10 protein-coding genes and 1 pseudogene are annotated in these 13,845 nt (G+C 54.7%); 3 read left to right on the top strand and 8 right to left on the bottom strand.

Annotated features, from left to right (window positions below; all coding sequences use genetic code 11):
- Positions 1-91 precede the first annotated feature (91 nt).
- Positions 92-622 carry a response regulator transcription factor gene (locus N7E02_RS29310; protein WP_353622764.1) on the top strand — a complete coding sequence of 177 codons (531 nt, stop codon included), beginning with the start codon at positions 92-94 and terminating at the stop codon, positions 620-622.
- Between the two features lie 354 nt (positions 623-976).
- On the opposite strand, the pseudogene N7E02_RS00725 reads toward N7E02_RS29310, so the two are convergent.
- The 3 genes and pseudogenes from N7E02_RS00725 to N7E02_RS00715 all read right to left on the bottom strand — a co-directional run bounded on the left by N7E02_RS00725 (position 977) and on the right by N7E02_RS00715 (position 4,057).
- Positions 977-2,007: pseudogene (locus N7E02_RS00725) on the bottom strand (alpha/beta fold hydrolase).
- Positions 2,008-2,065: 58 nt separating this feature from the next.
- Positions 2,066-2,845: an alpha/beta fold hydrolase gene (locus N7E02_RS00720; RefSeq protein WP_286578213.1), complete on the bottom strand. Its 780-nt coding sequence runs from the start codon at positions 2,843-2,845 to the stop codon at positions 2,066-2,068.
- 312 nt (positions 2,846-3,157) lie between these two features.
- Complete coding sequence (locus N7E02_RS00715) at positions 3,158-4,057, bottom strand: LysR family transcriptional regulator (protein ID WP_286578212.1); 900 nt, start codon at positions 4,055-4,057, stop codon at positions 3,158-3,160.
- A gap of 339 nt (positions 4,058-4,396) precedes the next feature.
- On the opposite strand from N7E02_RS00715, the gene N7E02_RS00710 reads away from it, so the two are divergent.
- The gene (locus N7E02_RS00710) at positions 4,397-5,383 is read left to right on the top strand and encodes an HlyD family secretion protein (protein ID WP_374730612.1); all 987 of its coding nucleotides are present in this window, start codon (positions 4,397-4,399) and stop codon (positions 5,381-5,383) included.
- Positions 5,384-5,734: 351 nt separating this feature from the next.
- A complete protein-coding gene (locus N7E02_RS00705) occupies positions 5,735-6,178 on the top strand; it encodes a CBS domain-containing protein (RefSeq protein ID WP_286578211.1) in 444 nt (147 codons plus the stop codon).
- On the opposite strand, the gene N7E02_RS00700 is transcribed toward N7E02_RS00705, so the two are convergent.
- From N7E02_RS00700 to N7E02_RS00680, 5 genes are all read right to left on the bottom strand, one after another.
- Positions 6,144-6,845: a response regulator transcription factor gene (locus N7E02_RS00700; protein ID WP_286578210.1), complete on the bottom strand. Its 702-nt coding sequence runs from the start codon at positions 6,843-6,845 to the stop codon at positions 6,144-6,146. The genes N7E02_RS00705 and N7E02_RS00700 overlap by 35 nt on opposite strands.
- A 28-nt stretch (positions 6,846-6,873) precedes the next feature.
- Positions 6,874-8,226: a sensor histidine kinase gene (locus N7E02_RS00695; protein ID WP_286578209.1), complete on the bottom strand. Its 1,353-nt coding sequence runs from the start codon at positions 8,224-8,226 to the stop codon at positions 6,874-6,876.
- Between the two features lie 575 nt (positions 8,227-8,801).
- Positions 8,802-9,956, bottom strand: a complete 1,155-nt coding sequence (locus tag N7E02_RS00690; RefSeq protein WP_374730611.1) for an HlyD family secretion protein — start codon at positions 9,954-9,956, stop codon at positions 8,802-8,804.
- Positions 9,957-10,078: 122 nt separating this feature from the next.
- The gene (locus N7E02_RS00685; protein WP_286578208.1) at positions 10,079-10,462 is read right to left on the bottom strand and encodes a response regulator transcription factor; all 384 of its coding nucleotides are present in this window, start codon (positions 10,460-10,462) and stop codon (positions 10,079-10,081) included.
- 594 nt (positions 10,463-11,056) lie between these two features.
- Entirely contained in the window at positions 11,057-13,717 is a 2,661-nt protein-coding gene (locus tag N7E02_RS00680) for a PAS domain-containing sensor histidine kinase (RefSeq protein WP_286578207.1), read from the bottom strand.
- Between the last annotated feature and the right edge of the window lie 128 nt (positions 13,718-13,845).

The following is a 13,845-nucleotide window of genomic DNA, read 5'->3' as shown; positions in this document are numbered from 1 at the left end:
GATAGGCGATGATTAGATTGGCTGCATCACCAACGAGATGACGCAGCGATGAATCTTAACGGCAAGATAGCATCTTACCAGCAACCATCAGATGCTACAGTTGTTATTGCTGATCCCTTTTTTGAGAAAAGCTGCTTCTTTGGCCTCAAGATTGGCGGAGCATAGCTGTCATGTGGTTGCTTGTTCGACGATCTGTGATGCGGTGGCTGCCTTTCGGGAGACTAAGCCGGCTTTCGTTTTGACGGAGCTGAGGTTTCCGGACGGTCCGGGCTTGAACCTCATTCGTTGGATATCCGCTCAGCTACCGGGAACAAGAACAATCGTGCATACCTGGTTTGCGGACATCCCAACTGCAGTCTCTGCGGTTAAGGCGGGAGCACAAGACTTGGTACCGAAACCCACAGACGAGGAATTCCTGCTCAGTATTCTTTTGCACGGATCCGCCAATATCCCTCCGGATTGCAGGATCGAACAGCCTGATCGTCTAAGACGAGAATATATCGAGCATGTCGTCAATGTCAGCCGGTCGAATGTATCGTTAGCCGCTCGTCAGCTTCAGCTCGACCGACGTTCGCTTCAAAGATTGCTGAGCCGTAGCGGTATCAACCCATCGCCACGATGACATCGGAACGGGATCTATCACCTGAAGTGCAGATCATTTGGTCAGGCTCGGCGTCATTCGCTCCCGCATGAAGCTCATAATTCCTCTTCAGAGCTTCCGCGGCGCTTATCGACGGGCACTCTGATGTCCTCTGTCGCAACGTATCTTAGCTGATCCGTACCATCGGTGACCGCATCATATATCACTTGCGCGACATGCTCACTTGTAGCCCGCCCGCTTGACCATGTCCAAGCGTGGCGCAGAGCGGGCAGGCAGTTCGTGGATCGGCACTACGACGTCCCGACACAAACAGTCTGCCCGGATAAGTCGCAGCCGTTTAACACGTGTTTTGACTGCAATGTCCGTTGCAGCGCTTCACCTTAGGGTGGCAACTTCCATAACGGCCTCTGCGAAGGCCTGTGGTGCCTCCTGGGGCAGGTTATGCCCAACACCCTTCACCACATGATGAAGCCTCCTCGCCGAGAATTTGGCCGCGCTCGACTTCCCGTCAGTCGCGGGAACAACTCCGTCGGAATCGCCATCAAGCGTTACTGTCGGTACGGTGATGACCGGCTGTGCTGCCAGTCGGGCTTCAAGTTCGCCATATTGTGGATAGCCTGCCGCCCCACCTAGTCGGTGACGATAGGAATGGATCACGACATCGACGTAATCGGGATTGTCGAACGATGGCGCAGAACGCTCAAATATCTCCTTGCTGAACTGCCATGTCGGCGAATTATCACGCCACATGAGTTCAGCAATGTCCCGACGGTGAGCACTCAGCCCCGCCCTGCCCCGTTCGGTTTGAAAATAGAACTGGTACCAGAAGCCTCGCTCCACCCTTGCCGGGGCAGGCAGATGCGCCTTGGCAATGTCCTGAATAAGATACCCGTTTACCGATACAAGCCCGATGCAACGTTCTGGCCAAAGTGCGGCGGCGACACAACCAGCTCTACCACCCCAGTCGTATCCGGCGAAAATCGCCTTCTCGATGTGAAGGGCGTCCAAAAACTCCACTAGATCCTGACCGATTGCCGCTTGCTGGCCGGACCGCGGCGTCGTCGCATCAAGGAATGTGGTGGCACCGTGACCCCGAAGATGAGGTACAATTGCACGGAACCCCTTTGCCGCCAAAGGGGCGCGACGTCGACATAGCTCTGTATGTCGTATGGGAAGCCGTGCAGCAGGATGACCGGTTGCCCGTCAGCAGGCCCCAACTCATAATACCCTACATTCAGCACACCCGCCCTGATCGTTTTGAGAGTTCCAAAAGAACCTTGGCTCATAGCGTCACCTTCTGCTGCAGTCGCCGCTTTAGAGGATGCAATCTGGAACGAAACGGAGGCGACACCAGCTGAGCCCGCGATCAGAAGGTTGCGCCGGCTCAGTGCGTATTTGTTGAACATTCAATCTCTCCATTGGCCTGGGCTACGATGGCGAAGTCCCGCTGATACAAGCGCAGCCCTACTTGGATGTCGCAGCATCTTCGATAACCTTGGCGACGACCGCCGGGTGAGAGACCATGACGACATGAGACCCACCCTTCACGACCACCGTCTCCTTGGAGTGCGCTCGTTCAGCCATCCATGAAAGGACTTTCGGCGGAATGTTCTTGTCCGCATCGCCGTATACGAACCAGGACGGGATGTTCTTCCAGGAGGCTTTCGCCGATGGTTCGCCCAACGCGGCCTCGGTCACCGGGCGCTGCGTTGCCGCCATAATCCTCGCCTCGTCCTTGGAGACATCTGCTGCGAACTGATCGTGAAACTTGTCCTGGTCAATGTAGAGGTCTTTCTGACCACCTTCGAGTTCGACGGCGTTGCCAAGGGTACCTGCCAATGTGCTCCCGGGGAATTTTCCAGAAAGCTGGGCCGCGCTCTCTCCTTCCTCCGGCGCAAAGGCTGCGACAAAAACCAGGGCTTTCACATTGCCTTCTGTCGGCACAGCGTCGTTGATTACGGAGCCGCCGTAAGAATGGCCAACGAGCACAACGGGGCCGCTGACGCCGGCCACTACGCGTCTGACGTAGTCTGCGTCAGATTTGACGCCTCGCAGCGGGTTTGCCACCGCGATGACGGGGAAGCCCTCGTCCTCCAGTCTGGTGATCACCCCACCCCAGCTCGATGCGTCCGCAAAGGCGCCGTGGACGAGCACAACCGTTGGCTTGGGGTCGGCCGCATAGCCAGGCAACGCAGCCGCTGTGAGAAAGGCGGCGATATATGTCGTTCTGAAAGGCTTCAACATTTCAACTCCTTAAGTTGTGAGGGGAACGCAGCCGCCGACACGGAGAAAATCGCTTGACCGAAGTGATGAGCGACGGTAGCCGCGCCATCGCCTAAACCTCCCCAATGCATTGGATGTGGGGCAGGTCATGCTGAATCTAGTCAATCCAAGCAATCGAGTAAGCTATACAGAGGTGTGCCAGCTCAGCATCGCTCGTCTGAGCGTGTTAGCTCCAGGACGGAGCAGACCGGACGCGTATATGCGGTCAAACCCGTGTTGCATCGGCGCGCCAAGAGGGAACGCGCGAGAGCAATTCCCGAACCTCCAGGTAGTTCAGGTCGGGAATTGCGGCAAAGTGGCGAAACGTTCAACAAGTAGATCGATAAACAACCTGACCTTGTTTGGCAGGTGATTGCGATTGGGGAAAATGGCACTCACGGTGAATTCGACGCCGCTGTACTCTGTCATCAATCCCACGAGCCTTCCCGCGGCGATGTCTTCGCTGACTACCGGACCTGGAGCCAGGAAAATCCCATGCCCCCTCACGGCAAGGTCGCGCAGGAGATCCGCACTGCTTGAGACAACATTGCCTTTAATCCGAGTTTCTATGATCGAACCTGCGCTATCCACAAAGCGCCAAAGGTCTCCATAGGCATAGAGTGCATAGCGCAGACAGTTATGATTTATCAGATCCCCCGGTACGGTCGGCGCTCCGTGCTGTACGATGTAGTCCGGTGAACAGACCGCAACATGCTTCCACGTCGCAAGCTTGCGGGCAATGAGATTGGAATCCGGTGTGGTCATTCGGATCGCCAGATCATATCCCTCGTCGACCATGTCGACCATGCGCTCACCAATATCGGCGCTTACCGTGACTCCCGAATGCTGGTGGATGAATTCCGAAACAATCGGTGCAAGGATCTGGATCATGGAAGCATTCGTGTAGATCCTCAGTTGCCCACGAGGCGTAGAGCTAAGGGCGCCTGCAGCGGCATTAGCCTCTTCTAGATCCATCAATATGGCGGATGACCGCTCGTAATATAGTCGCCCGGTCTCGGTGAGACTAACCTTCCTCGTCGTCCGTTGCAGAAGGAGAACACCGAGGCTTTCTTCCAAGGCCTTGATATGGTTGGCCACCATTGTCGTGGACATGTTCAGCTTGCGGGCAGCGGCTGAAAACCCACCCGTTTCAACCACGCGGCCAAAAACCTCGAGACTCGTCAGTCTGTCCATAACAAATCCAACTATAAACCTATGCTTGATAATCCTTTCATATCTTCGCCGATTATCACAGGCTGATTTTCTCTCCATTTAGTCGTTCGGACGGGCATCGTTGCCCGCCTCATGTACGGTCAGGAGACGGAAGATGGTTGAACTGCCCCGCCTAGAAACATTCGGCGGATCCCAGAATGGGCTGCGCGTGGTTGCGAAAGCTGATGCTCCTCTTCCCCCAAGCAACACCGCCGTGGAAACCGTTGTAGCCCCCGGAAACGCAAGACCTTCAGACTTATAGTCCTATCTTCGGCCCTACTCGCGGGGACTGTATTTGTTACGCAGACGGTCTACCAAAACATGGTCATCGATCGTTTTATCGAGGAAACTGACAACGCTTACGTTAAAGCGGATGCTACCGCTGTCGCGCCCAAAGTTTCCGGGTATATCAGGGAGGTTCTGGTTAACGACAATGAAGTAGTTGTTGCCGGACAGCTCCTGGCAAACATCGATGACAGGGATTTCCAGATCGCGCTATTGCAGGCCAAAGCCGACTTGGAGGCCGCCGATGCTGCAATCAGGAACGTGGAGACGCAGATAACGCTCCAACATTCTCTAGTCGATCAAGCAGAGGCCGCACTGAAATCATCGAAGGCCGCCCTCGCTTTCGCGCGAACTGAGGCGGAGCGGTCGGAAAAGTTGATCACCAATGGAGCTGGAACGCTATCACGCGCAGAACAGACAGCCTCGGCACGGGACCAAGCCGATGCGGCCGTGGCACGCGATGCGGCAAATGTGGTCGCTACAAGAAATCGAATTCCAGTACTTGAAACGCAAAAGAATCAAGCGGTAGCACAGCGCCATAGAATCGAAGCGCAGGTGGCGCAGGCTGAACTCAACCTATCCTACACCCGGATAATCGCACCTGTGGGCGGCACAGTCGGAGCAAGAACGCTCCGCGTAGGTCAACTGGTGAACGCCGGGACGCAATTGATGGCAGTCGTGCCGCTACACTCGATATACGTCGTTGCAAACTTTAAGGAAACACAACTGACTGACGTGAAGGCCGGGCAACCCGTCAGCATGCGCATCGACAGCTTTCCAGGTGTCGAGGTTCGCGGCCATGTAGAGAGCTTGTCACCAGGCAGCGGGTCCGAATTCTCTCTCCTTCCTACAGATAACGCTACGGGCAATTTCACGAAGATCGTTCAGCGCATCCCGGTGAAAATATCTGTCGACGAAGGCGTTCTCTCTGGCAAGTTGCGGTCGGGCATGTCCGTCATTTCACGGATCGATACCTCCAATGGCAGGTCCGCTACCGCCGGCCTCTGGTCAAACAATCGATAGGTATACGTCGGTCTAGATAGATCTGCCGGCACAACCCGGTATCATTGTAAGCGCATATCGCGATCCTGCAGACCGCCTCTACAGGAATGGACCCCAAAGCCCCCACCCGCCAGGGTCCCAGCGATTGGCATGAAGTAGCGGGGTCGTCTATCCGCCAGGACGGCCCCGTTGTCTATTTTATCTCATCGCGAGAAAGGACAACGGATTGCCCTCGCGATGGCAAACTGCCGTATAGCTCCACCACCAATCCGCTCGACGCTAGTCTGGTTCATCGGACAGCATAGCACGAGAGCCGTCCGCTCTCGGAATGTCCAAGCCTTCAACGGTCATATGGATACGGGAGAGGAAACTATGGCATTCGTGAAGCAGATCATCGACAAGGCGAAGGCCCGGCTCATAAAAATATCGCCAGACGCGCCGGCACTCGATGCCGCAGCGCTTTTCAGGGACGGCGCAGAAATGATTCTGGCCTGCCGGGAGGACGAAAGGCTGGCAGGCATTGTAACCAAAAGCGATCTCATGCGCAGCTTCGTGAAATTGGGGAGACTAGATCCGGCAATCCCGATCGCATCTGTGATGCAGAAAGAGATCGTCAGCTGCGACCTTGAGGACACCCTCGAGAAAGTCTGGCGAACTCTAAGCCAAAATAGCTTTCGCCATCTACCGGTGGAAGACCGGGAAGGGCGCGCAGTCGGTGTCCTCAACGCTCGCGACGTACTCGGGGGACTTTTGAAGGAGACCGAGAGCGAAGAGGAACTGCTTAGAGAATACGTGATGGGTATCGGGTATCGCTGAGGAATTGCGAGTGAGTTTCTTGGCTCGACGCATTTTCAGCCATTATCAGGAGATCATAACGACGTACCAGCTCACTTAGAGTACGGCACTCCATCTTCTTCATCATGCGACCTCGGTGGAGCTTCACCATAATCTCACTGATACCCATTTCCCACGCGATTTGCTTGTTCAGCAGGCCGTCTGTCACAAATCTCAGGACTTCGCGTTCACGTGGAGTGAGTTTTTCGTAGCACCGCTGGGCGCCTCCGAGCAGCACCCGCTCGCTTCTGCGTTCACCATCGAGATCTATTGCCCGCAGCGCAGCAGCAACCACTTGCGCGCTATCGAAGGGCTTGAGGAAAAAATCCGTGGCTCCCGCTTTCATCGCATCTATTGAGATTTTCACATCCTCAAAACCGGTTATGAACACAACCGGTTGACTGCAGCCCATATCGGAAAGCCTCCTTTGAAGCTCCAACCCGCTGCAATCGGGCATATTGATATCAAGCACCAAGCAGCCGGGGCGTTCAGGATTAAATCCCGCAAGGAATTCACTGGCACCATCAAAGGCTATCGCGGGCAAATCGAAAGACACAAACAGATCGACCAATGACCTACGAACGATATCCTCGTCATCCACTATTGTGATCAACGGTGCGGCGTCTCGGAATGCCGCTTGATGTAACATGGCGTTTCCTCCTTCTCCACAAACTCCATCAACTGCCGGCTACGCGGGATGCATGAGAATCCACTTCATTGGGCAAAACGACAGGCAGCCAGGCTTCGAATGACGCTCCGCCGGTCGGAACGTCACGCGCCGAAATCTCACCGCCATGGCTTCGGACGATGGAGCGGCATATGGACAGTCCCATACCCATTCCTTCCTTCCGGGTCGTGAAAAAGCTTTCGAAAATCTCGGTACCGAGGCCTTCGGGAATTCCGGGTCCGGTATCGGTCACTTCGATAAACACCCGCCAATCTTCGCTTCTCGTCAAAACCTGAATACGCCCTGGTTGAGAGCCCGACCTCTCGATTGCCTGCATCGCATTGATGACGAGATTGACGACAATCTGCTGGATTTGGACCGGGTCCGCCTCAACGGTTGAAGGGGAAGCGGCCAATTTACTCGTGATCGTTACCGACCTCCGCGTAGCCTCCTTCCGTACGAAAGCCAGCGCGCCGGCCACCAGGTGGTTGACATCGCAGAGGTGCCTTTCAGACATGGTCTTGCTTGCCATTTCCTGGACGCGCCTGATCACATCGTGCGCACGGCCGACACTCTCTTCGATCCTCTCGACAAGCTCGCGGATCTTCGGGACGTTAGGATCGTTCCGTGACAGCCACCGCAGTGCGGTGGCAGCATCATTGGCAACGACGGATAACGGCTGTTTGACCTCATGCACAATCGCTCCGGAAAACTCGCCCAAAATGGAAAGCTTCGAGAAATGAGCGAACTCGGACTCCATCTTTTTGAGTTCCTTTTCGATGCGCACCTGCTCCGTCATGTCGATGATCATCAGCACCGATGTATCGAAGCTCGAGGTTGATTGTGGAAATGAGACCATCAGGGCAGCGTCGATAATACGTCCGTCGAATGCATTTATTTTGAGCTTCTGGTAATGATTGGGACGTCCGCGAAAATGAGCGGACATGACATTGCTCGAAGCCTCAGGTGTTCCGGCGAAGATATATGCTACAGGGGCGAGAAGTTGCGAGACGTCGGTCGCCCCGAACAACTTGAGAGCCCCCTCATTCACCTCTCTCACAATTACAGAATTGTTAGCAATATCAACAAGATGCGGATTATCGAGCAGATACGCATCAATATCAGCCACTCCGCTACGTTTGAGGTTGACGAAAATGTCTTCGACGTCGCTAGCGTCCACTTGCAAGACGGCGGCCGGCACGTTGTTGAAGAGCGTTCGATAACGAATTTCGCTAGCTTCAAGTTCATCCAGTCTACGGCTCAACTCCTGCAAAGCGCCGGGAATAATGCTTTCATTTGGGATCGTGGTTACATTCATCTCGTTCATCCCCCGGCATTTCCCCGAAATGAAATCGGCGTTCATGTCCGAAATCTATCGAGAAGCCAGATGCCAAAATTGTCGTCAGCTATGTGTTCGACTGCGACCACACGCCTAATCAGCCACGCCCGCTGATTGAGATTGCTTGCCTGCTATTTCACAATACATTGGTATGATTTCTTACTGTTACTTCGGGCTGAGCCTAAGCCCGCCAACTAAAAAACGACTGGCGGCCAGAAATGACTTTTGGCCTGTAAAATCCGCCGATGACAAACTTTCGAGCAGATAATCGCGCTCTTGCACTGAGACTATATCAGCATATGACGCGGGCTCACCCTCGCCTACCTAGCTGGTAGGTTAGGTTGGCACGACGAGAAGCACAGAGCCGCTGAACGCCTCGGTTTTCTCGCCTCAAGGAAAGCTACTTATGGTAGCAATTCAGGTAACTTGAGAACCCCTTCTAGCGCGTCGGGGCGAGCATTGACGTCACATCCCAAACAACGGAGCCCCAGTTCGATCTCGTCAGGAGAGCCACCGGAGCCCCAGGTAAAACATGACGGAGCTTCTCCAAGCCCAACTGGGATGGTGCCTGCCCTCGTTCAACTCCCCTAAATCAATAGCTAGGGTGCGGTTCTGGTATCGATGCTCGGCACCACGGACATCCCCGATCGAAGCCGGCCGCCATACTCACCATCGTCAATCAAGATCTTTACGGGAATGCGTTGTACAATCTTCGTGAAGTTGCCCGTCGCGTTGTCAGCTGGAAGTAATGAGAACTCTAGGCCACTAGCCGGCGATACGCTGTCGACGTGACCGACAATCCGCGCATCTGGGAATGTATCGACCCTCACTGATACCTTCTGCCCTGGCGCAACCCCTGTCAGCTGCGTTTCTTTGAAGTTTCCTACGACGTAAATGGCATTCAAAGGGACCACCGCCATAAGCTGTGTGCCCGCGCTGACGAGTTGGCCGAGGCGGATGGTACGGGCACCGATAGTCCCATCGATCGCCGACACGATGCTTGTATAAGAAAGATTAAGCTCGGCCTGCCCGACCGCCGCTCTCGATCGATCCCTTTGCGCAATCGCCTGGTTGCGCTGTGTCTCCAACACAGGAACCTTGTTCTCAGCGGCGACTACCGCCGACTTGTTGCTATCCACGGCGGCCCTCGCCTGCTCTAACACCGACTGTGCCTGCTCCGCGCGCGAAAGTGTTCCCGATCCGCTCGAGACGAGATGCTCAGATCTTCTTGCGTCAGAAAGGGCGAACTCGAGATTAGCCTTGGAAGAGGCAAGTACGGCCTTCGCTTGATCGATGAGAGCGTTTTGGAGCACGATCTGCGCATTGATGTTCTCGATTGCTGCTTCGGTTGCAGCCAAGTCGCCACGCGCCTGCGCCAGCGCCGATCGGAAATCACGATCATCAATCCGGGCTACAACTTGGCCAGCTTTTACTTGTTCGTTGTCTGCGACAAGAACTTCGCTGATGTAACCGGAGACTTTTGGAGCAACCGCGGTAAAGTCCGTCTTCAGGTAGGCATCATCTGTCGTCATGATAAAACGGCCGACAGTGTAATGCTGATATCCCTGATATGCCCCATAGATGACCACGGCGGAGAGAGCACTTCCTAGCAAAACGCTACGGGAGATGGGTAATCTACGTGCAGCAACGGCTGTCGGGCTGGTCGGCTCGTTGGATGACGGAGTTCCTGGCTCTCTATTCACGCCTGGAAGTGTGAGAACTTCGGGCGTCCCCTTAAAAAACGAATTTACCATCGAAACTGCTCCTCAGCGAAATAACCGCGAGGGCATTTTTGAACGAAGTGGGGCAGATCGACAGCTATACGATAGAGTACCGGGAGGCGTCTGTGATCTCGCGGTTCTACCGGCATCACCCACTAGAGTTGGGGACTTTCGATGACTTCTTGGATTATCCGCAAGAGCAAAGTGGTATCAATCGGCTTGGGAAGGAACCCGGAAGCGCCCTGCTTCAACGCCGTCGCATGCATTTGCTGGTCGCCATAGGACGTCATGATGAGGACCGGAGGACAATCGCCCTGGGATTTGAGCCATCTAAGCATCTCGATACCGGAAGTGCCCGGCATTCTAACATCCGCCAAGATGCACCCGACCGAACGGTAACGCTGACTGTCCAGGAATTCGTCCGCCGAGCCGAAAAGTTCGCTGGAGTACCCCGCGGTATCCAAAAGGTCTTTTATCGAGTTGCGAAGATGAATGTCGTCCTCAATGATTGCGACATCCGCTACCCACGAACCTGCCATTTGAAACTCGTCACTTTTCGCAAGGGGATTTCGGAAACGCGAGCGCTCAAGTTCTCGTTTTGGCAACGCTCGCCAGTTTATAGGTTCCTGCTTAAGGACACAATTGACATCCCGTGCCGTGGGGACAGCACCACCCAGGTCTTTCCCATATCATGCTATGCGGACATTGAAACATATATATCACCGCTTCCATTCGGTAGGTATGCGCGTAAAATAGCGGTGGCCCACGTGACAGACGCAGCGTTCTCAGGTCGGCTCCGCGTTGCCAGTGAATTTTCCGACCGCAGGACAGGGTGGTTCAGGCATCCATTGGCCGACTTGCTTCCACGTGTCGCCTGCAAAAAAGCGCTGAAGTGATCGCCACGTCAGAAGAGCAGATAAAGATCACCTAGAACGGTCAGCTCTCAATGCGCCTGGAAAAAGCTCCTTTAGGCAGGCAACTCACCAACGGATACTAGGTATCGGCCGGAGCACCGAGCCCACATCATCCCGCCGGACCTTTCTCTTAAGCTGGGAAATCGAGCCAGCGCTCCAGTAATTGATTGAGAGGCAGGGACACGGTCAATTTTTCCGGCTTTCTACGCAGAGCCGAGCCTATTGCAGATCGCTTTTCTCCGACGCCATTCCAACGTGAGCGCTTGCCATCGCGTTCTCCAGCTTTTCTCTCCGCGGCAATGTGAAACTCAACACTGCCCCTCCCTTACTTCGATTGGTTGCGCTAAGTTGCCCTCCATGAGCTTCGATCACCGAGCGGCAGATTGCCAGCCCTATGCCGAGGCCGTCGCTTTTCGTCGTATAGAACGCTTCGAAAACCTTGCTGAGATCTTCAATACCTGCGCCGTTATCGCTGACTGAAACCTCCAAGTTCTCCAAGTCGCGCGAGCGCGCGCGAACCGCAATTATCCGTCCGCGAGGCCGAACACCTTCGAATGCCTCGATACTGTTCTTCAGGATGTTCAGAACGACCTGCTCTATCTGCACGCGATCTGCAAATGGTTCTGGAAGATCCGCGTCGAAGTCGAGATTGACCTTGATCTTGCTAGCGATCAGCTTATCGGCAAGCGAACCCTTCACGTCCTCTATAACCGCTTTCAGAGAAATTGGCTCCCGCCGGTGCTCAGTCTGCGAAAATATCGTTCGAATACGGCTGACGACGTCGGCAGCGGCCTCCGCATCACGTATGATCCACTCCGCAGTGCGGGTCGCCCGCTCATAATTGGGCGGCGTCGCTTTCAGCCAATTCTTGAATGCGGTAACGTTCGAGACGACCCCCTGCAAAGGCTGATTGAGATCATGCGCTATCGAGATCGAAAGTTCCGAGAGGCTTACGGTCCTTGAAGTCCGCGCGAGCCGTTCGTCTGCAACCCGCAACGCTTCTTGCGCCTTGACCTCATCATCAATGTCCAGGTTCACTCCGTACCACTGAAGCACCCTGCCATCGTCGTCTAAAAATGGTTCGCTCCGGTCCTCAACCCAGCGATAAGCTCCGTCCGCTCTAAGCTGCCTATAACGCATCGCATAGGGTTTCCCTTTCGTACGGGCTGTAGCCCAACGGCTCTCGACTGCTTCCCTGTCGTCGGGATGAACGAGATCCGCCAACGTGGGATTTATATCGATCTGCCCGCTTTTTTCCCTGCGCGAAACGCCGAGGCCATTGTAGTCGATAAGCCGCTTATTCATGTACACTGGACGACCAGCGTTATCAGACAGGACGATCCCGACAGGCACGGTATCGATCATATGTTGAAGATACCCCTCGCTCTCTTGCAACGCAGTCTGGGCTCGTACCTCCTCTTCAATATCGATCGAAACGCCGTACCATCTGATGATGGCTCCCGTGTCGTCGCGCAATGGCTCTACTCGCGAGTCAAGCCAGCGGAATTGGCCGTCTTTCCTGAGCAACCGACCCTTTGTATGTAGAGCGCTGCCGGTTTCAAATGCCGTCTTGAACTCTCTTGCGATTCGTTCGCTATCGTCCGGGTGTATCAATTCCGAATACGTCGGCCGCCCAGCCGGGGACTTGGTCAAATGCTGTTGGAGTTTTATTCCCGTCCAATCGACCATCCGTTCGTTAAAGTAGTACACATAGCCATCGCCGGACATCAACCAGATCAAGGTCGGGACGGTATCGACGATGAGACGGGTTTCAGTTTCGCTGCGTTGTAGCGCGTTTAATGCCTCAATCTCATCGTTGATATCGAGGAATACTCCATACCACTGCACGATCGAACCTTCCGGGTCCATGAGCGGCTGGACTCTAGCATTGATCCACCGATATGACCCGTCAGAGCGTCTCTGGCGGTATTTCAGACAGAATGGCTTGCGCGCGGCAAAATGCAGCCTCACCGCATTTTGCACATCGTGCCGCTCATCTGGATGGACGGCATTCATCAGCACGTCGTCCAGCCCTCCGGTTTCGACATCATTTGTCGATAACCCAAACCATTCGATCAGTTGGTTATTTACATAGGCGGTCTTTCCATCCGGACTTGCACGCCAAATCAGTGCCGGAACCGTGTCGATAAGTTCGCGAAGCTGTTGCTCGCTCGCTTTCAATGCTGACTCGGCATTTTTCTGATCAGTAATGTCAACCGTAGATCCGTACCAAGCAGTGATATTCCCGTTCTCGTCACGGGACGCGATAGCAGTGTCTCGAAACCATCTGTAAGTTCCGTCGAAGCGACGAACACGTTGTTCGTCGATCAGCGGCTCGCCTGTTTTGAGGCTGTGACGCCAAAGCTCCATGCTTCTTGCCTGGTCATCCGGATGAATGAAAGGCGTCCACCATGCTGTGTCGGTCCCCTCCATCCGCTTCTTCATTTCTTCCGGTGTGATACCGACAAATTCCGTAGCAGCAGGGTTGATGAACCGCATGCGTCCATCTGGATACGCTGACCACCCGAGACCCGGTATATCCTCAAGTGTGGGCCGCACAGTCTTGTAGACTTGATCATAGAAGGAGATCGTTCTGTAAGCTGAAATCACGGCCCATATACCGAAGGCGCTAATCGCGTAGGCGGCCCAACTGCCTGCATTCATGCTGGCCAGGTTGCCCTCTGCCCAAACAAGAGCAGCAGCCACCGCACTTATAGTAACCGCGGTCGCAATACCCCATCTCCAGCCGAAGCAAATCGTGGCAAAGGCCACGGCTATCAGCAGGCCGACAGGCTCGTTCAAGATAACTGAAGCAACTGCACCAACCGCACTCGCCGAGAAAGCAAACCAGCGACGCTGCTGTGATGTCTGGAAATCCATCACGTCTTCCAAGGATGATGAGGACGCGCCGGGCTACGGTAGCGGATCACTTAATGACCAAGCTCAAGCTATACCGAGGATATAAGCATCGAAACCTATCTCGTAGGACAGGTTCGTTGCCGGGGGTA

It is taken from the genome of Terrirhizobium terrae, from assembly GCF_030323265.1.
Taxonomy (GTDB): domain Bacteria; phylum Pseudomonadota; class Alphaproteobacteria; order Rhizobiales; family Rhizobiaceae; genus Neorhizobium.
This window is presented reverse-complemented; position numbering and strand designations above follow the sequence as displayed.